General features: G+C 65.9%; 20 protein-coding genes. 11 read left to right on the top strand and 9 right to left on the bottom strand.

Annotation, left to right across the window (positions count from 1 at the left end; translation table 11 throughout):
- From VQ067_RS06160 to VQ067_RS06150, 3 genes are read right to left on the bottom strand one after another with little or no spacing between them, the layout of a single operon-like run.
- Window positions 1-816 carry a TIGR02391 family protein gene (locus VQ067_RS06160; RefSeq protein WP_042852617.1) on the bottom strand — a complete coding sequence of 272 codons (816 nt, stop codon included), beginning with the start codon at window positions 814-816 and terminating at the stop codon, window positions 1-3.
- Between the two features lie 20 nt (window positions 817-836).
- Complete coding sequence (locus VQ067_RS06155; RefSeq protein ID WP_042852616.1) at window positions 837-1,316, bottom strand: hypothetical protein; 480 nt, start codon at window positions 1,314-1,316, stop codon at window positions 837-839.
- A gap of 11 nt (window positions 1,317-1,327) precedes the next feature.
- Entirely contained in the window at window positions 1,328-2,266 is a 939-nt protein-coding gene (locus tag VQ067_RS06150; RefSeq protein WP_042852615.1) for a hypothetical protein, read from the bottom strand.
- A gap of 73 nt (window positions 2,267-2,339) precedes the next feature.
- On the opposite strand from VQ067_RS06150, the gene VQ067_RS06145 reads away from it, so the two are divergent.
- Complete coding sequence (locus VQ067_RS06145) at window positions 2,340-2,771, top strand: helix-turn-helix transcriptional regulator (protein ID WP_311057490.1); 432 nt, start codon at window positions 2,340-2,342, stop codon at window positions 2,769-2,771.
- Window positions 2,772-2,786: 15 nt separating this feature from the next.
- Here the strand turns inward: VQ067_RS06145 and VQ067_RS06140 are convergent, their stop codons facing one another.
- The 5 genes from VQ067_RS06140 to guaB all read right to left on the bottom strand — a co-directional run bounded on the left by VQ067_RS06140 (window position 2,787) and on the right by guaB (window position 8,336).
- Window positions 2,787-3,311, bottom strand: coding sequence for a helix-turn-helix transcriptional regulator (locus VQ067_RS06140; RefSeq protein ID WP_042852614.1), 525 nt, complete (start codon window positions 3,309-3,311; stop codon window positions 2,787-2,789).
- Between the two features lie 4 nt (window positions 3,312-3,315).
- Window positions 3,316-3,591, bottom strand: a complete 276-nt coding sequence (locus tag VQ067_RS06135) for a hypothetical protein (RefSeq protein ID WP_042852613.1) — start codon at window positions 3,589-3,591, stop codon at window positions 3,316-3,318.
- Between the two features lie 60 nt (window positions 3,592-3,651).
- Window positions 3,652-4,908 (bottom strand): tyrosine-type recombinase/integrase, encoded by a 1,257-nt coding sequence (locus VQ067_RS06130; protein ID WP_042852612.1) that lies wholly within the window; start codon window positions 4,906-4,908, stop codon window positions 3,652-3,654.
- A gap of 301 nt (window positions 4,909-5,209) precedes the next feature.
- Window positions 5,210-6,787 carry a glutamine-hydrolyzing GMP synthase gene (gene guaA, locus VQ067_RS06125; RefSeq protein ID WP_003105901.1) on the bottom strand — a complete coding sequence of 526 codons (1,578 nt, stop codon included), beginning with the start codon at window positions 6,785-6,787 and terminating at the stop codon, window positions 5,210-5,212.
- Window positions 6,788-6,866: 79 nt separating this feature from the next.
- Window positions 6,867-8,336, bottom strand: coding sequence for an IMP dehydrogenase (gene guaB, locus VQ067_RS06120; protein ID WP_003092702.1), 1,470 nt, complete (start codon window positions 8,334-8,336; stop codon window positions 6,867-6,869).
- Between the two features lie 263 nt (window positions 8,337-8,599).
- Here guaB and VQ067_RS06115 point away from each other — a divergent pair, with 263 nt between their 5' ends.
- The 4 genes from VQ067_RS06115 (at window position 8,600) to VQ067_RS06100 (ending at window position 12,950) form a co-directional block, all read left to right on the top strand.
- Window positions 8,600-9,577 carry a helix-turn-helix transcriptional regulator gene (locus VQ067_RS06115; protein WP_003119304.1) on the top strand — a complete coding sequence of 326 codons (978 nt, stop codon included), beginning with the start codon at window positions 8,600-8,602 and terminating at the stop codon, window positions 9,575-9,577.
- Window positions 9,578-9,711: 134 nt separating this feature from the next.
- Window positions 9,712-10,608 carry a transporter gene (locus VQ067_RS06110; RefSeq protein ID WP_003129806.1) on the top strand — a complete coding sequence of 299 codons (897 nt, stop codon included), beginning with the start codon at window positions 9,712-9,714 and terminating at the stop codon, window positions 10,606-10,608.
- 12 nt (window positions 10,609-10,620) lie between these two features.
- Window positions 10,621-11,778: an MFS transporter gene (locus VQ067_RS06105; RefSeq protein WP_003109800.1), complete on the top strand. Its 1,158-nt coding sequence runs from the start codon at window positions 10,621-10,623 to the stop codon at window positions 11,776-11,778.
- A gap of 29 nt (window positions 11,779-11,807) precedes the next feature.
- Window positions 11,808-12,950, top strand: a complete 1,143-nt coding sequence (locus VQ067_RS06100; protein WP_033991054.1) for a class II histone deacetylase — start codon at window positions 11,808-11,810, stop codon at window positions 12,948-12,950.
- Here the strand turns inward: VQ067_RS06100 and VQ067_RS06095 are convergent.
- On the bottom strand, window positions 12,935-13,717 hold the full coding sequence (locus VQ067_RS06095; protein WP_019681639.1) for a sulfite exporter TauE/SafE family protein: 783 nt from the start codon (window positions 13,715-13,717) through the stop codon (window positions 12,935-12,937). The genes VQ067_RS06100 and VQ067_RS06095 overlap by 16 nt on opposite strands.
- Window positions 13,718-13,824: 107 nt before the next feature.
- Here VQ067_RS06095 and VQ067_RS06090 point away from each other — a divergent pair, with 107 nt between their 5' ends.
- The 6 genes from VQ067_RS06090 (at window position 13,825) to VQ067_RS06065 (ending at window position 20,126) form a co-directional block, all read left to right on the top strand.
- Window positions 13,825-14,733 carry a LysR family transcriptional regulator gene (locus VQ067_RS06090; protein ID WP_003137872.1) on the top strand — a complete coding sequence of 303 codons (909 nt, stop codon included), beginning with the start codon at window positions 13,825-13,827 and terminating at the stop codon, window positions 14,731-14,733.
- Between the two features lie 36 nt (window positions 14,734-14,769).
- Window positions 14,770-16,149 carry an exodeoxyribonuclease VII large subunit gene (gene xseA, locus VQ067_RS06085; RefSeq protein WP_033991092.1) on the top strand — a complete coding sequence of 460 codons (1,380 nt, stop codon included), beginning with the start codon at window positions 14,770-14,772 and terminating at the stop codon, window positions 16,147-16,149.
- Window positions 16,150-16,155: 6 nt separating this feature from the next.
- Window positions 16,156-17,091, top strand: coding sequence for a LysR family transcriptional regulator (locus tag VQ067_RS06080; protein WP_003092728.1), 936 nt, complete (start codon window positions 16,156-16,158; stop codon window positions 17,089-17,091).
- 151 nt (window positions 17,092-17,242) lie between these two features.
- The gene (locus VQ067_RS06075) at window positions 17,243-18,283 is read left to right on the top strand and encodes a TRAP transporter substrate-binding protein (RefSeq protein ID WP_033991053.1); all 1,041 of its coding nucleotides are present in this window, start codon (window positions 17,243-17,245) and stop codon (window positions 18,281-18,283) included.
- A gap of 71 nt (window positions 18,284-18,354) precedes the next feature.
- The gene (locus VQ067_RS06070; RefSeq protein ID WP_003092732.1) at window positions 18,355-18,849 is read left to right on the top strand and encodes a TRAP transporter small permease; all 495 of its coding nucleotides are present in this window, start codon (window positions 18,355-18,357) and stop codon (window positions 18,847-18,849) included.
- Window positions 18,846-20,126, top strand: coding sequence for a TRAP transporter large permease (locus VQ067_RS06065; protein ID WP_003092733.1), 1,281 nt, complete (start codon window positions 18,846-18,848; stop codon window positions 20,124-20,126). Before VQ067_RS06070 ends, VQ067_RS06065 begins: the two co-directional genes overlap by 4 nt.
- Window position 20,127: the final 1 nt, after the last annotated feature.

The raw sequence follows: 20,127 nt of genomic DNA, 5'->3' as shown, positions 1-20,127 counted from the left end.
TTATGGCGAGATACCAACTGCTTTCACGGCACCATCCAGCTTGCGATGAATTAGCGATACCAGGGTCAAGATGTCCAGTGCGTCTTGTTCGGACATAGGCCAGTTCGTCTTGGGTGCATGGGCAAGCGGATTGCGCACGGCCCCGAACAGACCGATCAACAAGTTGGCAAAGCCTTTCTGCTCGCTCTTCTCGGACTCCGTGGTGAGCGGCCCCAAGGCCAGGATGGGCTGCTGGCCTGCGAATGCCTTGTTCACCAGCTCAGCGCCATCGCCGTTCAGACCTGACAGCTGGCGAATCCGCTGTGCAACGCCCTTCGTTGCCTCGAACACCGCATGGAAGTAATTCTCGTCTAGCAACTCCGCGCGGCAGTAGTTCAGCACTTCCGCATGCACCATGCGACTTTCCAGCGCGGCCTTGAGTCTTCCCGCACGAGCGCGCGCGGCATCAAGCGTTGTTGCCTTATCGGCATGCGCTACCTTGCCATCTTCACGAACGTAGAAGCCGGAGAAGGCCAGGACAACGTTTAGTTCGTCTCGTCGCCATGCAAACGCCGCGGCATCACGGGCATAGTTCACCGGGTTCATCGCTCGGTTGATGAACATGATGAGATGATTGCCGAGCTGATGCCGATTCTGCGCACCAGCCAGCGCATTGAACAGTCGCTTCCATTTCGTCATGCCTGGCGACGTGTCCGCAACATCTATCTCCTGCAGCAATCGCTCGATCTGAGTTCCGCTCAAACCGCGCTCGGTATCAGCAAGGACGAGACAAGCGGCTTCGAGGTGCTGCGAGCTGAACGGTGCAATAGGTGTCATGGGTTCTTTCTCTTCCGCACTCAGGCCCACTCAAGTGCCGTGATGATCGCTTCTCCCGCAGTCCCGACCTCCACAAACAGGGCGTGCTCGTAGCCTAGTTGCCGCTTATATCCTCGAAGCTTTCGAAGGTCGATCTGTCGATCAACGCGGCTCGTAGATTTTTTGAACTCCAAGACCAAATAGTTCTCTTTCGTTTGGCGTCGATGAACTATCACGTCTGGGAATACCGTCTTCGCCTCGTCATCTTCGCTGTCCGGGTACAGCTCCAGATGTCCAAGCCTCTTCGGCTCAATGCCATCTCGATTGTATTCGCAATCCACGGTCCAACCGGCGAAACACTGCTGTAGATACATCGCGAAGCGAAAGGTGATGGATCGCTCGTTAGCGTCGATGCCGAGCAAGTCTGGGTCATTGACTAATAGTTCGGACAACGCACGCGCCACAGCCTCGCCTGGTGGCTGACGGTTGAGGTATTGAATCTGATCCTCTGACAATGCCATTACGGGGCCGCCTATCGAAGACTCACATTGAAGGACAGGTACACCGATCGAAATGTCGCCAGGGTTTTCTCTCTGGCTTGGTCCAGTTCATCGGCAACTCGATGCGTGAGCATGTATGTAGGGCAATCCGGCTGTCCACACTCGCAGTGCCTGATCTCTCCTTCCTTAAGACGGGTCACAAAGACACGTCGCAGCTCGTCGACCTGACGAACGACTTTTTCCAACACAGTCCGGATGCGTTGATCTCGAAGATGGTGAATCGACGGAATGCGCCTGATCTCGTCCCCTTCCCGAGTCCGCCATACTCCAGTGTTCAATGCGCCGATGGTGTCCTCAATCGCCTGCTGAAAAGCAGGCAGGGAGCTTTCCTGTTGAAATGGCGTGCGAAAAGCCGGCCGATCGAATACGGCTGCCATCAGTTGTAGCGCATCGTCATCCGAGAGATTGGGGAAGTCGTCAACGAATTTGCGGATGTCCGTCTCGGCATCAGGAAACTCGATGCCCTGAACGAAACGGTGCAGCAGGTACTCCGCGCGAAGCCGCAGGTTCTCCTCGAACTCCACGGCCGACCAGATCGTCACATGGGCCACACCAAGGGACGCAGCAGCCTGCTCGATCCTGCCTCGGCTGGTGTCCGAAACAGCGCCACGAGAAACGAATTTGAAGGCATCGGGCATCCCGCCTGCGACCTTGACCGCCTTGGTCATGTCGCCTTTGGCTTTCGCCAAGGTCAGTGTGTCCCTGTTCGCGCATTGGATGATGGTCTTGCGGGCCGGCTGGTCATCAAAAGGTTCAACGCCCGTGATGTCTCGTCCTTGGTCGCCCCCGGATTGTCCACGCCAGATTAGGTCACGCCAACCTGCACGCACGTGATATGCAAAGACAAGACGCTCGAACTGGATGCCGCTGTAATCCTCAAAATGGATTGGAGAAACCATCACCGTTGCCATGTCCCTGCTCTTCCTGTAGTTATCTATTCATTAATACGCCCCGCTTCGCCCCAACGAGTTTCGCCGATAGCCAATGAAAGCCACCATTGCTTCATGGTTTGCGGCATCAACACTCATGGAGTGCGATATGGAGAATACCCCGTTACCCAAAATGGGCGGAGCCCAAGAATCCGCGAGCCCCGTAGCCGCTCCGCTGCCCGGCTCGGCCGCCTATGGGGAACTCCCACAGTTTCCGAAGTCCGGCGTTTTGCCCTTTCGCCGGACCATCCGCCGTCAGGAGCTGCGGCAGATCGTTCCTCTGGCTGAAACGACAATCTATGAAATGGAGCGCCGCGGCGAATTCCCGCGTCGCTTCAATCTGACGCCTCGTTGCGTCGTATGGGACCTGGCCGAAGTGGAAGCCTGGATCGAAGAACGCAAACAAGCCCCACGCGGCAGCAGCTCGAAACCAGATGTCCACCTACGAAAAACCCGCCCTGTTCGGGCGGGTTCGAGCGAAGGATGATTCCGGCAATGTGCCTCATCCGACCAGAGCCTGCAGTTCCTTGGACGCCGATCGCGACAACCGCTGGCCCTCCTTCGCCACGTTGACCTGCAGGGCTACCCTCGCCACATCCAGCACGTCCTTGGCCAGCGAATAGCTGCCCTTGGCCTGTAACCAGGTCAGTACGTCGGCCAGGTGCCAAATCGACGCACTGCCCTCGTGCACCGGCGCAGGAAAGCTGCCCGGATGCGCCAGCATGAGCTTGCGCATGTTCTGCCGGGAAACACCCACGATATCGGCCACGTCGGTCAGCCCGACCAGATCCGGTGCGACTTCGATCAGCTTGGCCGACGGTACGGCGCTGCGCACGTCCACCAACGCACTGCGCACGGCAGCCTCCGCGTCGGTCGCCTCGCGGGTGAACTCCAGCGCCAGGCGACCTGGCTGACCGATGCCGACCAAGGCATCGTCGCAGCCGACCTCGCCCAGGCGCTCGACCAGCGCGTCTGGGTCGCGGTCGTCGTCGGCAAGCTGGTACTTCAAGGTGAAGGTGTATTCCATCGTGCTACTCCTTGGCATCGTCATCAGCCTCGCGCTGCTTGCGATGCGTGGTGCAGTTGTCCACGACACGCCGCAATGCGCGGGCGTGGTTGCCAGGGCTCTTCGGCGTACTCCATATCGACGTGATACAGAACTCGCCGCAGCGGCATTCCTCGTCCTTGTACGGACAGTAAATCCGCCCCCAGGCGTGGCTCCCGCCGACTTCGACGCGCCAGCCCTGCCCTTCGGCGTGCCTGAGAGCTTCCTCGACCTCTTTCTTCGGATGAGAGGAACGGGTCATCAGTGATCTCCAGTATGAGGATGATCGGCAAGGTTGTCAAGTGACAACCTTGCCGATCTTTCAGACCGTTGCGCTCAACGTAGGAACGACGACGTTTTCTGGCATCAGCTTCGGCACGTAGGTCTGGCCCTCGATCCAGGCATCGACCATGTTGGCCCACTCCTGCAACATGTGGCGTCGCTGCTCGGCATACTCGGCCTTGTTGTAGATCGAACGCGAGGAACGCCCCTCCTCATGTGCCAGGCACTTCTCGATCCAATCGCGGTTGAAACCGATTTCGTTGAGCAGTGTCGAGCCGGTACGGCGCAGGTCGTGGACGGTGAACGACTCCAGCGGCAGACCAGCCGCCTTCGCACGCTCCGCAACAATCTGCGTGACCCGATTCAAGGTCGCGTTCGACATACAACGGTCGGCGTCGTAGCGGGACGGCAACACGAACTTGGAGCCAGCCGCGCAGGTATGCAACGCCACAAAGATATCTAGTGCCTGGCGCGACAAATAGACCACGTGCGGATTGCGTCCCTTCATCCGCTGCTTCGGTATCGTCCAGGTCGCGCTCTCGAAATCGACCTCATCCCAGGTGGCTTGGATCAGTTCGCTCTTGCGCACTAGCGTCAGCAAGATCATGCGTAGTGCCAGCCGGATGGTCGGATAGGTGGCTACCGATTCCATCTGCCGTGCCATCAACCGGATTTCCAGCGGCGATAACGCCCGATCCTTCGGCACGAAGGTCGCGATCGACGCCGCGCCGACGCCGTCGGCGGGATTGTCCACCTTCTCGCCATGCAGGATGGCGAAGGCATAAACCTGCTTCACGATGTCGCGGATATGTACCGCAGTGGCGGGCGCACCACGTGCCTTCACCTTGCTGCAAAGGGCGCGCAGGTCATCGGCAGTGATTTCGTTAAGTTGTCGGTTCTGGAAGACCGGCAGGATGTCCCGATCGACGATGTGCTTGCGCATCGCCTTGGTGCTATCGGCCATCCGGGCACCTTCCAGCCACTTCGCGGTCACGTCGCCGAAGGTCTTCGCGGCAGTCAGCCGGCGCTTCTCGCGCTGCTTCTCCAGCGCGGGGGACTTGCCCTGGGCGACGGCCTTCTTGGCGTCGATCAGCTTTTCGCGAGCCAATGCCAACGAAATGCCCGCCGGACCGTAGCGGCCAATGGTCAGCGTCTCGCGGCGCCCGTTGAGACGGTAATCGTAGCGGAAGGTGACGGTACCGGTAGGCGATACCGTCACGTACATCCCATCGCGGTCAGAAGCCTTATAAATCTTGGACTTAGGCTTGAGGTTGCGCAGTGCGGTGTCGGTAAGCATCGAGGTTTTTCCTCCTGTTCGTGACGGCTTTTACCGTCAGGGGCCAGGAGACCTGCTGATGCTCGGAAAGCCGCATGAAACAAGCTTTCCCGAGGAGACTTTTACCGTCAAAGACGGCTTTGGTCCGAATAGTGAACGGGAGGGTCTTAATCCGGCGTCCGGTTCTTACCGCCACTTTCACCGCCAACCCGTTCTGCTGGCCGGCGATAGTCACCGATAGCTGCCGCGACGTATCCACTTGAAAATCAACACGTTACGGCAGTTTTTCGATAGCTGGCGATAGTCCCCGAAGGACGTCAACTCACTCCCACTCGATAGTCGCCGGCGGCTTGCTCGACACGTCGTAGGTGACCCGGGAGATACCGGCGATCTCGTTGATGATGCGGTTCGAGACCTTCTCCAGCAGTTCATAGGGCAGGTGCGCCCAGCGTGCAGTCATGAAGTCGATGGTCTCCACCGCGCGCAGGGCGACGACCCAGGCGTAGCGACGGCCGTCGCCGACCACGCCGACCGATTTCACCGGCTGGAACACCACGAACGCCTGGCTGGTCTTGTGGTACCAGTCGAAGGCGCGCAGTTCCTCGATGAAGATGTGGTCGGCCTGGCGCAGCAGGTCGGCGTACTCCTTCTTCACCTCGCCGAGGATGCGCACGCCCAGGCCCGGGCCGGGGAACGGGTGGCGGTAGACCATGTCGTAGGGCAGGCCCAGCTCCAGGCCGATCTTGCGCACTTCGTCCTTGAACAGTTCGCGCAGCGGCTCGACCAGTTCGAACTGCATGTCCTCCGGCAGGCCGCCGACGTTGTGGTGCGACTTGATCACGTGGGCCTTGCCGGTCTTGGCGCCGGCCGACTCGATCACGTCGGGGTAGATGGTGCCCTGGGCGAGGAACTTCACGTCCTGCAGCTTGGTGGCTTCTTCGTCGAAGACTTCGATGAAGGTGCGGCCGATGATCTTGCGCTTCTCTTCCGGATCGGCGACGCCGGCCAGGCGGCCGAGGAACTTGTCCTCGGCGTTGGCGCGGATCACCTTCACGCCCATGTTCTCGGCGAACATGGCCATCACCTGGTCGCCTTCGTGCAGGCGCAGCAGGCCGTTGTCGACGAACACGCAGGTCAGTTGGTCGCCGATGGCCTTGTGCAGCAGCGCGGCGACCACCGAGGAGTCCACGCCGCCGGAGAGGCCGAGCAGGACCTTGGAGGAACCGACCTGGGCGCGCACGGTGGCGATGGCGTCGTCGACGATGTTCGAGGGGGTCCACAGCGCGGCGCAACCACAGATGTCGAGGACGAAGCGCGAGAGAATGCGCAGGCCCTGCTTGGTGTGGGTGACTTCCGGGTGGAATTGCACGCCGTAGTAGGCGCGGGCATCGTCGGCCATGGCGGCGATCGGGCAGCTCGGGGTGCTGGCCAGGATGTGGAAGCCGGCCGGCATCTCGGTGACCTTGTCGCCGTGGCTCATCCACACGTCGAGGCCGAGCACGCCGTCGTCGTCCACGTGGTCCTCGATGCCGTCCAGCAGGCGCGCCTTGCCAACCACGTCGACGCGGGCGTAGCCGAACTCGCGCAGGTCGGAGCCCTGCACCTTGCCGCCCATCTGCTCGGCCATGGTCTGCATGCCGTAGCAGATGCCGAACAGCGGCACCTTCAGGTCGAACACCGCCTGCGGCGCGCGCGGGCTGTCGGCTTCGTGCACCGACTCGGGACCGCCGGCGAGGATGATGCCGCGCGGCGCGAAGGCGATGATCGCCTCGTTGCTCATGTCGAAGGGATGGATTTCGCAATACACGCCGATCTCGCGCACGCGGCGGGCGATCAGTTGGGTGTACTGGGAGCCGAAATCGAGGATCAGGATACGGTGGGCGTGAATGTCTTGGGACATGGCCATCTCTCGCTACGGAATTCGAAAACGACACGGGGCTGAATCGAACAGCCCCGTGCAGCACTCATTTCAATCAGCCTCAACCAACCCGGTAGTTGGGGGCTTCCTTGGTGATCTGGACGTCGTGGACATGGGACTCGGCCATGCCCGCGCCGGTGATCCGGACGAACTGCGGCTGCGTGCGCATCTGCTGGATGTCGGCGCTGCCGGTGTAGCCCATGGCGGCGCGCAGGCCGCCCATCAGTTGGTGGACGATGGCGGACAGGGCGCCCTTGTACGGCACGCGACCCTCGATGCCTTCCGGCACCAGCTTCTCGGCGCCGGCGGAGGCGTCCTGGAAGTAGCGGTCGGACGAGCCCTGGGAGCCGGACATGGCGCCCAGCGAACCCATGCCGCGGTAGGACTTGTAGGAACGGCCCTGGAACAGCTCGATCTCGCCCGGCGCTTCCTCGGTACCGGCGAACATCGAGCCCATCATCACGCAGTAGGCGCCGGCGACCATGGCCTTGGCCAGGTCGCCGGAGAAGCGGATGCCGCCGTCGGCGATCAGCGGTACGCCGGTGCCCTCGAGGGCGGCGGCGACGTTGGCGATGGCGGAGATCTGCGGCACGCCGACACCGGCGACGATGCGGGTGGTGCAGATCGAGCCCGGGCCGATGCCGACCTTGACCGCGTCGGCGCCAGCCTCGGCGAGGGCCTTGGCGGCCTCGGCGGTGGCGATGTTGCCGCCGATCACCTGGACGTCCGGGAAGGTCTGCTTGACCCAGCGCACGCGCTCGATCACGCCCTTGGAGTGGCCGTGAGCGGTGTCCACCACCACCACGTCGACCCCGGCGGCGACCAGCGCGGCGACGCGCTCGCCGGTATCGGCGCCGGTGCCGACGGCGGCACCGACGCGCAGGCGGCCCTGCTCGTCCTTGGACGCCAGCGGGTAGGTCTTGGCCTTCTCGATGTCACGGAAGGTCACCAGGCCACGCAGGTAGAAGTTCTCGTCGACTACCAGCATCTTCTCGATGCGGTTCTCGTAGAGCTTGGCCTTCATCTCTTCCAGCGGGGTGCCTTCGCGGGCGGTGACCAGCTTGTCCTTCGGGGTCATGATCGCGGCGACGGTATCGCCGGCGTTCGGCTTCACCCGCAGGTCGCGACCGGTGACGATACCGACCAGCTCGCCCTGCTCCACCACCGGGAAACCGGAGAAGCCGTACTCGCGGGCCATCTGCAGCAGTTCGATGATCTTGGTCGAGGGGGTCACGGTGACCGGGTCGCGGACGATGGCCGTTTCGTGCTTCTTGACCTTGCGGACTTCCGCGGCCTGCTGCTCGATGCCCATGTTCTTGTGGATGATGCCGATGCCGCCTTCCTGGGCCATGGCGATGGCCAGGCGGGCTTCGGTCACGGTATCCATCGCGGCGGATACCAGCGGGATGTTCAGTTCGATGCCGCGGGTCAGGCGAGTTTTCAAACTCACGTCCTTGGGCAGGACTTCGGAATAACCGGGGATCAGAAGGACGTCGTCGAAAGTCAGGGCTTCTTGACTGATTCGCAGCATGGCGGGCGCTCCCAGACGGGAAAAATGGAAGCGCGACATTATACCCAGCCACGCGCTTCCGCTCAACGCAGTTGATCGCCGAAAACGGCGAATGGGCAAATATCTTGCAAGGCGCCCGCCAGGTCCCGTTCCGCCTGTCCTATCCCGCATTTGCAGGATGGCAGCGCGGCGGCGGATGGCCGGATACTGCGTACGTCACCCAGCGACCGCCCAGGCGGCGGGACGCCGATTCCAAGAACTATAAAAGTGGGACGGGGGAGAGAATGAAAGGGAGCACTGACCCGCATTCGTCATCCGCAGCCTTGCTCGCGGCGTTCGGCGCCGCCGTGCTGGACATCAACCGGCTGGCGCGCGACAAGACCCTGGAGCGTTTCCATCGCACCGCGCTGGAACGTCTGCAGCAACTGGTGCCGTTCCAGCGTGCCTGGTGGGGCCGCGCGGCGCTGATCGACGGCGTGCCGGTGGAGCACAGCGCACACCTGTTCAACCTCGAAGAGCACTATGTCGAGGACTGGAAATCGATCAGCCACGACGACATCACCGTCGGCCTGGTACACGCCCGCCCGGGCACCGCCGTGGCCGTCGACATGCAGGCCACCGCCGGGCTGCGCTGGCTTGGCGCGCGTCACGACATCGGTGAGCTGCTCTGCGTGATCCACGTCGATCCGATCACCCGCCTCAGCGACCATGTCGCCCTCTATCGCACGCCTGGCGGCCCGCCCTTCGCGGACCAGGAGAAGCTGCTCCTCGGGCAACTCTCGGCGCACCTGGCCGCGGCCGTCTCGGCCAACCAGATCCGTACCCTGGTGGCCCTGCGCGAATCCCTCGAACGCCAGGCTCTGGCCATGGCGGTATGCGACCGCTACGGCGTGCTGCATTGCGCCGAACGCGGCTTCGTCGACCTGCTGCTCGGCGCCTGGCCGGGCTGGACCGGTCCGCAGCTGCCGGAGGAAACCAGCCCGCAGGGCTATCGCGATGCGCGCCTGGTGATCGACTCGCGGCAGGTCGGCGACCTCTACCTGCTCACCGCGCGGCAACCGAGCGCGATCGAACAGTTGAGCAATCGCGAAGGCGACGTCGCCCTGCTGTTCAGCGAAGGCAAGACCTACAAGCAGATCGCCCGCGACCTCGGCCTGGCGCCGAACACCGTGCGCCATCACATACGCACCATCTATTCCAAGCTCGGCGTCAACGACAAGGCGAGCATCGCCCACCTGCTGCACCAGTTCCCGCCTGGCTGACAGCCCTCCACCCCTGCCATCACCGCTTCGACCGCCCCGCCAAGGGCGGCATGGGCGCCCTTTCGCCTGCGAAAAGGCGCAACCACCACCGGCGCGACGAACGCCGGGCACACAACGACCGGGGAGACCGACACATGACCCACCGCACCGCCTCGATGGCCGCACCGACCGCCAGCGCCCTCACGCTGCTCGGCATCCAGCTCCTGCTGGGCGCCGAGGCCGGCGCCGCCGACCTCAACGCCCGCGACTTCTTCGGCGCCCCAGCAGGCACCACGCTCGGCGTGCTCTACCTGCCGGCGACCCGCGCCCATGAGTTCCACGGGCCGGCCGATCGCAACGGCATGGCCGAACTGAAGACCAACGCGGTGGCCTACCGCCAGGTGTTCTTCAGCGACATCTGCGGCACTCTCTGCACGCCGCAGTTCATCATTCCCTTCGTCGACATCGATGCGCGCCTGCCCGGCAGCGTCGGGCATACCGGCGAGACCGGTTTCGGCGATCCCCAGGTCGGCGGCACCCTATTTTTCGTCAACGACCCGGAACAGCGCCGCTACAGCGGCCTGCTGACCCTGATCACCCTGCCGCTGGGCGAGTACCACGCGAAGAACCCCGATGTCTCGCCCGGCGCCAACCGCTGGGGCGCCACCTTCGTCTACAACTACACCCAGGGCATCGGCCGCGACTGGGTGCTGGAAGCCAACCTGGAAGCGCAGTTCTACGCGAAGAACGACGACTACTTCGGCAGCGACCTGGAACAGAAACCGCTCTATCGCCTGCAGGCCTTCGCCTCCTACGACTTCAGCCAGAGCACCTACGGCGCCCTCAAGCTGGTGCACGCCGATGGCGGCGAACTGAAGCTGCAGGGCCATACCCTCGACGACACCCACCAGCGCTACACCCAACTCGGCTTCGAGCTAGGCCACTGGCTGGACCGGCGCAACAGCCTGATGTTCGGTCTCTCGCGCAACGTCGCCACCGACAATGCTTTCCATGGCAGCCAGGCCCTGTTGCGCCTGGTCCATGTGTTCTGAGGAGGCGCAGCCATGAGCGCTTCCGACAAGACTCTCGCCAGCGCCTCTCCGGCGTCCGGCAACCTCGCGCTGCTCGCGGCCATCGTGGTGTTCGCCGCGATCACCCCGACCATCCTGATGACCGCCCCCGCCGTCGCCGCGCAACTGGCGGCCCAGTGGCAACTGAGCCCGGCGCGGGTCGGCGACCTGTTTTCGGTGGAGCTAGGCGCCATGAGCCTGGCGACGCTGCCGGCCTTCCATTGGCTGAAACGCGTCGATTGGCGCCACGCGGCGCTGCTCGCCGGCCTGCTGTTCATCGCCGCCAACCTGGCCTCGGCGCTGGCCGGCAGCTACCCGCTGCTGCTCGCCCTGCGTTTCTGCAGCGCCCTCGCCGGCGGCTCGCTGATGATCCTCTGCCTGTCCAGCGCCGCCAGCACCGCCACCCCGAGCCGGGTCTACGGGCTCTGGGTGATGGGCCAACTGGTGGTCGGCGCCGTCGGCCTGGCACTGCTGCCGGCGCTGTTCGAACGCTTCGGCCTGGCCGCCTGCTACCTGTTGCTGGCCGGCCTGATGGGCCTCGCCCTACCGTTGTCGCGGGCCTTCCCCAGTGGCAGCCCGCCAGCGGAAGCCCGCGCCAGTACCGGCGCGGTTCACTCGCGACTGCGGGTCGGGCTGGGTATCCTCGCCGTGCTCACCTTCTATATCAGCCTCAGCGGCGTCTGGACCTTCATCGGCGCCATCGCCGAAGGCGCGGGGATCGGTGCCGGCGCCAGCGGCGAGGTACTCGCCGTCGCCACCCTGATGGGCATCGCCGGGGCGGCCTGCGCCTCCTTCATCGGCAACCGCCTGCCGCGCGACCTGATGCTGCTCGGCGGCTACCTGGCGATGGCCGCGGCGATCCTCCTGCTGATCGGCCAGCCACCGCTGGCGCGCTTCGCCCTGGCCGCGCTGCTGTTCAAGTTCACCTGGACCTTCGCCCTGCCGTTCATCCTCGCCTGCCTCGCCGATCTGGACCGCTCCGGCCGCCTGATGAACGCCTCCAACCTGGTCATCGGCGGCGGGCTGGCCATCGGCCCGGCGCTGGCCGGACGACTCATCGAAAGCAGCGGCGGTTTCCTCCCGCTGCTGCCGATCGCCGCCGGCCTGGCCGGCCTCTCGCTGCTGCTGGCCCTGGCCTGCCGGCCACGCTGAAACCCTTTCTCGAACCACGGATACCCGCCATGACCCGACGTACCGCTTTCTTCTTCGACGAACTCTGCCTCTGGCACGCCGCCGGCCCGCACGCGCTGACCCTGCCGGTCGGCGGCTGGGTGCAACCGCCTGCCGCCGCCGGACACGCCGAATCACCGGAAACCAAGCGCCGGCTGAAAAGCCTGCTCGACGTGTCCGGCCTGACCGCCCGCCTGCAACTGCGCAGCGCACCGCCGGCGAGCGACGAGGACCTGCTGCGCGTGCATCCGGCGCACTATCTGGAACGCTTCAAGGCGTTGAGCGACGCCGGCGGCGGCAGCCTCGGCCAGGACGCGCCGATCGGCCCGGGCAGCTACGAGATCGCCCGGCTCTCCGCCGGCCTGGCCATCGCCGCGCTGGACGTGGTGCTCGCCGGCGAGGCGGACAACGCCTACTCGCTGTCGCGGCCGCCAGGTCACCACTGCCTGCCGGACCAGGCGATGGGCTTCTGTTTCTTCGCCAACATCGCCGTGGCCATCGAGGCGGCCAAGGCGCGCCACGGCGTCGAGCGGGTCGCGGTACTGGACTGGGACGTGCACCACGGTAACGGCACCCAGGCGATCTACTACCGGCGCGACGACGTGTTGAGCATTTCCCTGCATCAGGACGGCTGCTTCCCGCCTGGCTACAGCGGCGCCGAAGACATCGGCGAGGATCGCGGTCGTGGCTTCAACCTCAACGTGCCGCTGCTTCCCGGCGGCGGTCACGACGCCTACATGCAGGCCATGCAACGCATCGTGTTGCCAGCGCTGGAGCGCTTCCGCCCGCAATTGATCGTGGTCGCCAGTGGCTTCGACGCCAACGCGGTGGACCCGCTGGCACGCATGCAACTGCACAGCGACAGCTTCCGGGCGATGACCGCGATGGTCTGCGACGCGGCCGAGCGGCATGCCGGCGGACGCCTGGTGGTGGTCCACGAAGGCGGCTACTCGGAAGCCTACGTGCCGTTCTGCGGCTTGGCTGTGATCGAAGAACTCAGCGGCGTGCGCAGCGCGGTGCGCGACCCGCTGCGCGACTTCATCGAGTTGCAGCAGCCCAACGCGGCGTTCCGCGACTTCCAGCGCCAGCGCCTCGAAGAGCTGGCCGCACAGTTCGGCCTGTGCCCGGCGCAGCCGCTTCAAGCGGCCAGGTAGCGCCCGACCAGCGCCAGGCCGCTGCACAGCACCAGCCAGGTGACCAGGCGGACGAAGGCTTCACGCGACAGACGCAGGGTCACCCGACGGCCGATCCACAGGCCCAGCGCCATGCCCGGCAGCAGGCAGGCGGCGAGCAGCCAGGGCTCGCGCGCGGCATACAGCCCGCCGAGCAGGAACAGCCCCAGGCGGACGAAGGTGCTACAGCCGATCAACGCGCTCTGGGTGGCGCGCATCTGCTCTTTGCTCGCCAGGCGTCCGTTCAGGTACAGCGAATAGAGGAAGCCGCCGCTGCCGAACAACGCGCCGAACAGCCCGCCGAAGACACCGAACGGCAACGCCCAGGTCGCCCGCCAGCGCGGCTGGCCGCGTGGCTGGAGGAACAGCGCGTAGAGCGCATAGAAACTGACGAACACGCCGAGGGCCAGCATCAGCAGCTCCGCGCGTAGCGCCAGAAGTCCGTACGCCCCGAGCGCACAGCCCAGCAACATGCAGGGCAGCAGACGCTTGAGCTCAGTGACGGCGATCTGCCGCCGCGCCGGCAGCCAGTTGCCGAACGACGCGCTGAAATCCAGCAGGACCAGCAGCGGAATGATCTGCGACAGCGGCAGCACCCCGGCCAGCAACGGGCCGGCGACCAGCGCGGTGCCGAAGCCGGCGATGCCGAACACCACATAGGCGAGGACGATGGCCAGTTCAACCAGCAGCCATTGCCATAGGCTGAACGGCAGGGCGGCGAACAGGACTGACGGATCGAGCGAGGACATGGCGACTCCCGGAACGACGACCTGCGCACTCTAGCGAGCGCAACGGCGCGCCAGCCAATACAATCCGAGCCCTGTAGCCATCTCGAAAAGGCATGGGGAATCTTCCGATGATCTCTTTGCGGCAACTCCATTACTTCGTCGAAATCGTCGAGTCCGGCGGCTTCAGCCGTGCCGCCGAACGCCTGTTCGTCGCCCAGTCGGCGCTCAGCCGGCAGGTGCGCGAACTGGAGGACAGCATCGGCACCCCACTGCTCCGCCGCGGTCCGCGCCAGGTCGAGCTGACGCCGGCCGGTCGCGCCTTCCTGCCACGCGCGCAGCGCCTGCTCGGCGACCTGGAGGCCGCCCGGCGCCTGGCTCGCGAGGTCGGTGAAGGCGGCCATGGCCTGCTGCGCCTGGGGCACTCCAGCTCGGTGCCGCTGGTGGGCGGCCTGCAAGCGGCGCTGCGCGGCTACCTCGCGGCGCAGAGCGGCGTCCGCCTGGAACTGACCCAGCAATCCTCCGAGCAGCAACTCGCCGATCTCGCCGAAGGACGCCTGGACCTTGGCCTGCTGCGCCTGCCGGTGCTGCGCCAGCATCCCCGGCTGCACCTGCGCGCCCTGTACCGCGAGCCGTTGCTCCTGGCTCTCGCCGCCGACCATCCGCTGGCCCGCCGTGAAGCCCCCGTGGCCCTGGCCGCCCTGGCCGGAGAAACCTTCGTCTCCATTCCCCACCTGCAACGCGGCGGCCTCAGCTATCGCGCCGCCGAACTCTGCCTCGGCGCCGGTTTCTACCCACGCCCGGCGCGCGCGCTGTCGCGCAAGACCAGCCAGTTGCAACTGATCGAGGCCGGCTTCGGCGTCGCCCTGGTGCCCGCCTCGATGCGCGCCATCGCACCGCCCGCCGTGCGCTTCATGTCTCTGGCCGAGGCCGAGGCATACAGCGAGGTGGCGCTGGCCTGGCGACGCGACGATAGCCCCCTGGTGGAAGGCTTCGTCGAATATTTCCTGGAGAATCTGCCGAACGAAGCCAAGGATTGATCGCACATCCCGGTGCGCCGCCTTATCATGCCGCCCATGCGTAACGATCCCTTCCAACGGCTCGGCCTCGATCGCGAGGTGCTGACCGTCAGCCAACTGAACCAGCGCGCCCGCCTGCTGCTGGAAGACATGTTCCCGCAGGTCTGGGTCGAGGGCGAGCTGTCCAACCTCGCCCGGCCGGCCTCCGGCCATGTCTACTTCACCCTCAAGGACAGCAACGCGCAGATCCGCTGCGCGCTGTTCCGGCAGAACGCCCTGCGCGTACGCCAGGCCTTGCGCGACGGGCTGGCGGTAAAGGTGCGCGGGAAGATCTCGCTGTTCGAGGGACGCGGCGACTACCAGTTGATCGCCGATACCGTCGAGCCGGCCGGCGACGGCGCCCTGCGCCTGGCCTTCGAGGCATTGAAGGAAAAACTCGCCGGCGAAGGCCTGTTCGCCAGCGAACGCAAGCGTCCGCTGCCCGCCCATCCGCGCCGCATCGGTATCGTCAGTTCGCCCAGCGGGGCGGTGATCCGCGACATCATCAGCGTGTTCCGCCGCCGCGCACCGCAGGTCGAGCTGACCCTGGTGCCCACCGCAGTGCAGGGCCGCGAGGCCGTCGCGCAGATCGTCCGCGCGCTGCAACTGGCCGACCGGCAAGGCTTCGACGCGCTGATCCTGGCCCGGGGCGGCGGTTCCCTGGAAGACCTCTGGTGCTTCAACGAAGAAGCGGTGGCGCGCGCCGTGGCGGCCTGCACCACGCCGATCGTCAGCGCGGTCGGCCACGAGACCGACGTATCGATCAGCGACTTCGTCGCCGACGTGCGCGCCCCGACGCCTTCGGCCGCCGCCGAACTGCTGGCGCCCAACGCCGGCGACCTGCAGCAGCGTCTCGACGGCCTGCGCCGGCGCCTGGTGCTGCGCATGCGCGACCAGTTGCTGCGCGAACGCCTGCGCCTGGAAGGCGTCGCCCGCCGCCTGCGCCATCCCGGCGAACGCCTGCGCCAGCAGGCGCAGCGCCTGGACGACCTGGACATGCGCCTGCGCCGTGCCTTCGAGCGCCAGCTGGCGGTCCGCCACGAACGCCTGGTCCGCCTGGAGACGCGTCTCGCCGCACAGCATCCGGGCCGCACCCTGGCGCTGCTCCGGCAGAAGCTCGACAGCCTCGCCGCGCGCCTGCCGCGCGCCGCCCGCGAGGTACTGAAGGATCGTCGTCAGCGCCTCGAAGGACTGGCGCAGACGCTCAACGTGGTCAGCCCGCTGGCGACCCTGGGCCGCGGCTACAGCATCCTCCTCGACGAGCGTGGCCGGGCGATCCGCGATGCCGGCCAGACCCAGCCGGGACAGCGCCTGAAGGCGCGCCTCGCGGAAGGCGAACTGGAGGTGCGGGTCGAGGACAACCACCGGACGCCGGTGACCCTGTCGCTGCTGGACTGAGCCGCGATGATCCGCCTCAGCCAGCGCGCCCTGGCCTACCTCAACGAGGTGATCCACCACGGTTCTCTTCGCCGCGCCGCCCAGCACCTGAACATCGACCCCTCGGCCATCAGCCGGCAGCTCGCCAGCCTGGAGGAACATCTCGGCGTGCGCCTCCTGCAACGCACCCCGCAGGGCGTGGCGCCTACCGAGGCCGGCGAGCTGCTGGTGGCGCACTACCGCCAGCAACGGGCCAACGAAGAGGGCGTGCTGTCGCGTCTGTCGGCCCTGCAGGGGCTGCGCCAGGGCAAGGTGCGCCTGGCGGTCGGCGAGGGCTTCATCGCCGACCTGATCTCCCAGCCATTGCAGAGTTTCATCCTGCGCTACCCCGGCATCGAGCTGGAGGTCCGCATGGCCGGGGCCAACGAAGGCGTGGCGCTGGTCAAGGAAGACGCCGTCGACCTGGCCCTGGTCTACGCCCCGGTCGAGGACGGCGAACTGGACGTGCACGTCGACACCCGCCAGCCCCTCGACCTGATCATCCCCGCCAACCATGCCCTCGCCGGACACCGCGGCGCGGTGCCGATGCGCGCGCTGCGCAACGAGTCGCTGGCGTTGATCCACAACAGCACCGGCATGGGCCAACTGGCGGTGATCGCCGCCCAACTGGAGCGCATCGAGCTAAGGCCGAAGCTGCGCACCAACTCGGTGGCGGTGCTGACCAATTTCGTCAAGTCCGGCATCGGCGTGGCCTTCATGCCGGAGTTGACGGTCAGCCACGAGATCGAGGCCGGGCATATCCGTTGCCTGCCGCTGGCCCACCCGGCGCTGCGCGACGCCCGCGCGCGGATCGTCAGCCACAAGGGCCGCGAGCTGACCGTGGCGGCGATCGCCTGCCTGGAACACCTGCGCCGTGGCATGCGCTTCTTCAGTGGCGACGCGCCCGGGCTCTCGCAGCGCTGAGGCGTTGTCTTTTTCGCATCACGTCCGGACTTGAATAGTCAACGAGACAACGGCTAGCGTTGCTTCGCTTTCGTGCGAGCACCCGGCCCCGCGCCCCGACAAGAAGTGCCGCCGATCCCTCGACCGTTCGGACTGCCATAAGGAAAACAACATGCACACGAATCCGCGCCGCAGCCTCGCCCGCCGCTTCGCCGCCGGACTGCTGGCCGCCGCCCTGGGCCTGGGCGGCAGCCTCGCCCAGGCCGCCACCACCCTCAACCTGAGCTATAACGGCGCCGCCGACAGCGAGAAGAACCTGGTGCACCTGTTCGCCAGCAACCTCAAGCGCCTGGCCGAGGAAAAGAGCGGCGGCGAACTGCAGTTCAAGCTCTACCCCAACAGCATGCTCGGCGAAGAGGAGCAGCGCATGGAACAGGTGATGACCGGCCCCGGCCTGAACATCGCCTCCTTCGCCGGGATCGCCCCGCTGTTCCCGGAGATCTACGTCAGCGCCACGCCCTTCATGTTCAAGGACGCCGCCGCGGCCCACGCCTTCTTCGATAGCGGCAGCTACTGGAAGGCCGCCCGCGAGGCCTTCCGCGAGCGCACCGGCACCGAGCTGCTGGCGGTGGTCGAGGAAGGCGGCTTCCTCAACTTCACCAACGGCAAGAAGCCGATCCACGGCCCGGCGGACTTCCAGGGCCTGCGCTTCCGCGCCATGGATCCCAGCCAGGTGGCGCTCTACGAAGCCTTCGGCGCCTCCGGCACGCCGATCCCCTGGACCGAGTTGTACATGGGCCTGCGCACCGGCGTCGCCGACGGCCAGATGAACCCGACCTCCTACATCATCCTCGGCAGCCTCTACCAGGTGCAGAAGTACCTGACCCTGGCCAACATCCAGTACTCCGACCAGTTCCTGGTGGCCAACGGCGATCTGCTCGCCAGCCTCCCGGCGAAGGCGCGCCAGGCCCTGCTCGACGCCGCCGCCGAAGCCACCCGGCTGAACCGCGAGGCGGTCGCCGCCCAGCAGGAGCACGACCTGGCGTTCCTCAAGGAAAAGGGCATGCAGATCATCCAGCCGTCCGCCGATGACCTCGCCGCCTTCCGCGAGAAAGGCCAGCCGTCCTACCTGGCCTGGCTGAAGACCCAGGACATCGAGCCGCGCTGGACCGAGATGGCCTTCCGCGACGCCGGTCTCGCCACCGCCCCCTGACCTTCGCGCGTTGCCCCCGACGGCCGCTGCCGTCGGTCGGGCGCGCCTGTCCGACTTCCGGAGTACCTCCCATGCCGTCATTGCTCAAGGGCATGCGCGCCGCGTTGCTGAACCTCGCCACGCTGCTGTTGCTGCTCGACCTGGTCCTGCTCATCTACGGCGTGTTCGCCCGCTACCTGCTCGGCAGCTCGCCGATCTGGATGGACGAACTGGCCCGCTACCTCATCATCGGCGCAGTAATGCTGGCGCTCGGCGCGGTATGGATGGAAGGCGGGCACATGCGCGTCAACCTGCTGGAACAACGCCTGCCGCCGCGCCTGGCGCAGGTCCTCAGGCTCTACCAGTGGCTGCTGGCGCTGGCCTTCTTCGCCTTCGCTGCCTGGGTCAGCACCCGCTACGCGCTGAACGCCGGGCGCTTCCGCAGCCTCGGCCTGGGCGTCAGCCGCACCTGGCCGTTGCTCAGCCTGCCGCTCGGCTTCGGCCTGCTGACCCTCATGCTGTTGCTCCAGGGGCCCTGGCCGCGGCAGCCGGCCAGCACCACCGTCGAGGGAGGGACGCAGGCATGATGGCCATCGCCATGATCGCGGCCTTCGTGGTCAACCTCCTGCTCGGCCTGCCGCTGTTCCTCTGCCTATTGCTCACCGCACTGGTGGGGTTCCTCTTCGTCGACCCGGCGCTGTTCGCCAACACCCTGCCGCAGCGCTTCTTCGGCGGCATGGACATCTTCTCGCTGATGGCGATCCCGCTGTTCGTGCTGGCCGGCAACCTGATGAACCATTCCGGCATGACCCCGCGCCTGATGCGCCTGGCCAACGCCCTGGTCGGCCACTTCCGCGGCGGCCTCGGCCACGTCAACGTGGTCGCCGGGGTGTTCTTCGCCGGGGTCAACGGGTCCGCCGCGGCCGACGCTTCGGCACTCAGCACCCTGCTGGTGCCGGCCATGGAAAAGGAAGGCTACTCGCGGCGCTTCGCCGCCGGGCTGACCGCGGGCAGCTCGCTGATCGGTCCGATCATCCCGCCGAGCATCTTCATGATCCTCTACTCCTCGCTGACCAACACCTCGGTGGGCGAGCTGTTCCTCGCCGGGGTGATTCCCGGCCTGCTGCTGGCCGCCGCCTTCATGCTGCTGAACGCGGTGTACGCCTACCGCAACGGGCTGCAGGCGCGCCATGCGGCACCGGCCTGGGGCGAGATCCTGGCGGCACTGTCCGGCGCCCTGACCGCGCTGATCGCGCCGGTGATCATCGTCGCCGGAATCGTCCTGGGCCTGGTCACGCCCACCGAGTCGGGCGCCCTGATCGCCCTCTACGTGGCGCTGGTCGGCCTGCTCCAGCGCCAACTGAGCCTGGTCGGGCTGTGGAACTCGCTGCGCGAGACGGTACGCCTGACCGCCAGCATCTACGTGATCATCGCCGCCGCCTCGGTGGTCAACTGGTTGCTCAACTACGCCCAGGTCGCCAGCGAGTTCGCCCAGTTGCTGGAGCCGTTCGGCCACTCGCCGACCCTGATGCTGTTCATCATCAGTGCGGTGATCTTCGTCTGCGGCATGCTCATGGAGGAGGTCTCGGTACTGATGCTGCTGACACCGATAGTCGCTCCGGTGGCGCTGGCCGCCGGCGTGGATCCGGTGCACCTGGGGCTGATCTTCACCCTGAACATCACCATCGCCCTGATCACCCCGCCAATGGGCGCCTGCCTGTTCATCGTGGCGACCATCAGCCGCCTCGATATCCTGGAAATGTTCAAGGGTATCTGGCCGTTCATCCTGCTGGCCCTGGGGGTACTCTCGCTGCTGATCCTGTTCCCCTCCCTGACCCTGTGGCTGCCACGCCTGCTCAATTGAC

This window comes from Pseudomonas sp. KBN12P06040, assembly GCF_037574965.1.
Classification (GTDB): Bacteria; Pseudomonadota; Gammaproteobacteria; order Pseudomonadales; family Pseudomonadaceae; genus Pseudomonas; species Pseudomonas aeruginosa.
This window is presented reverse-complemented; position numbering and strand designations above follow the sequence as displayed.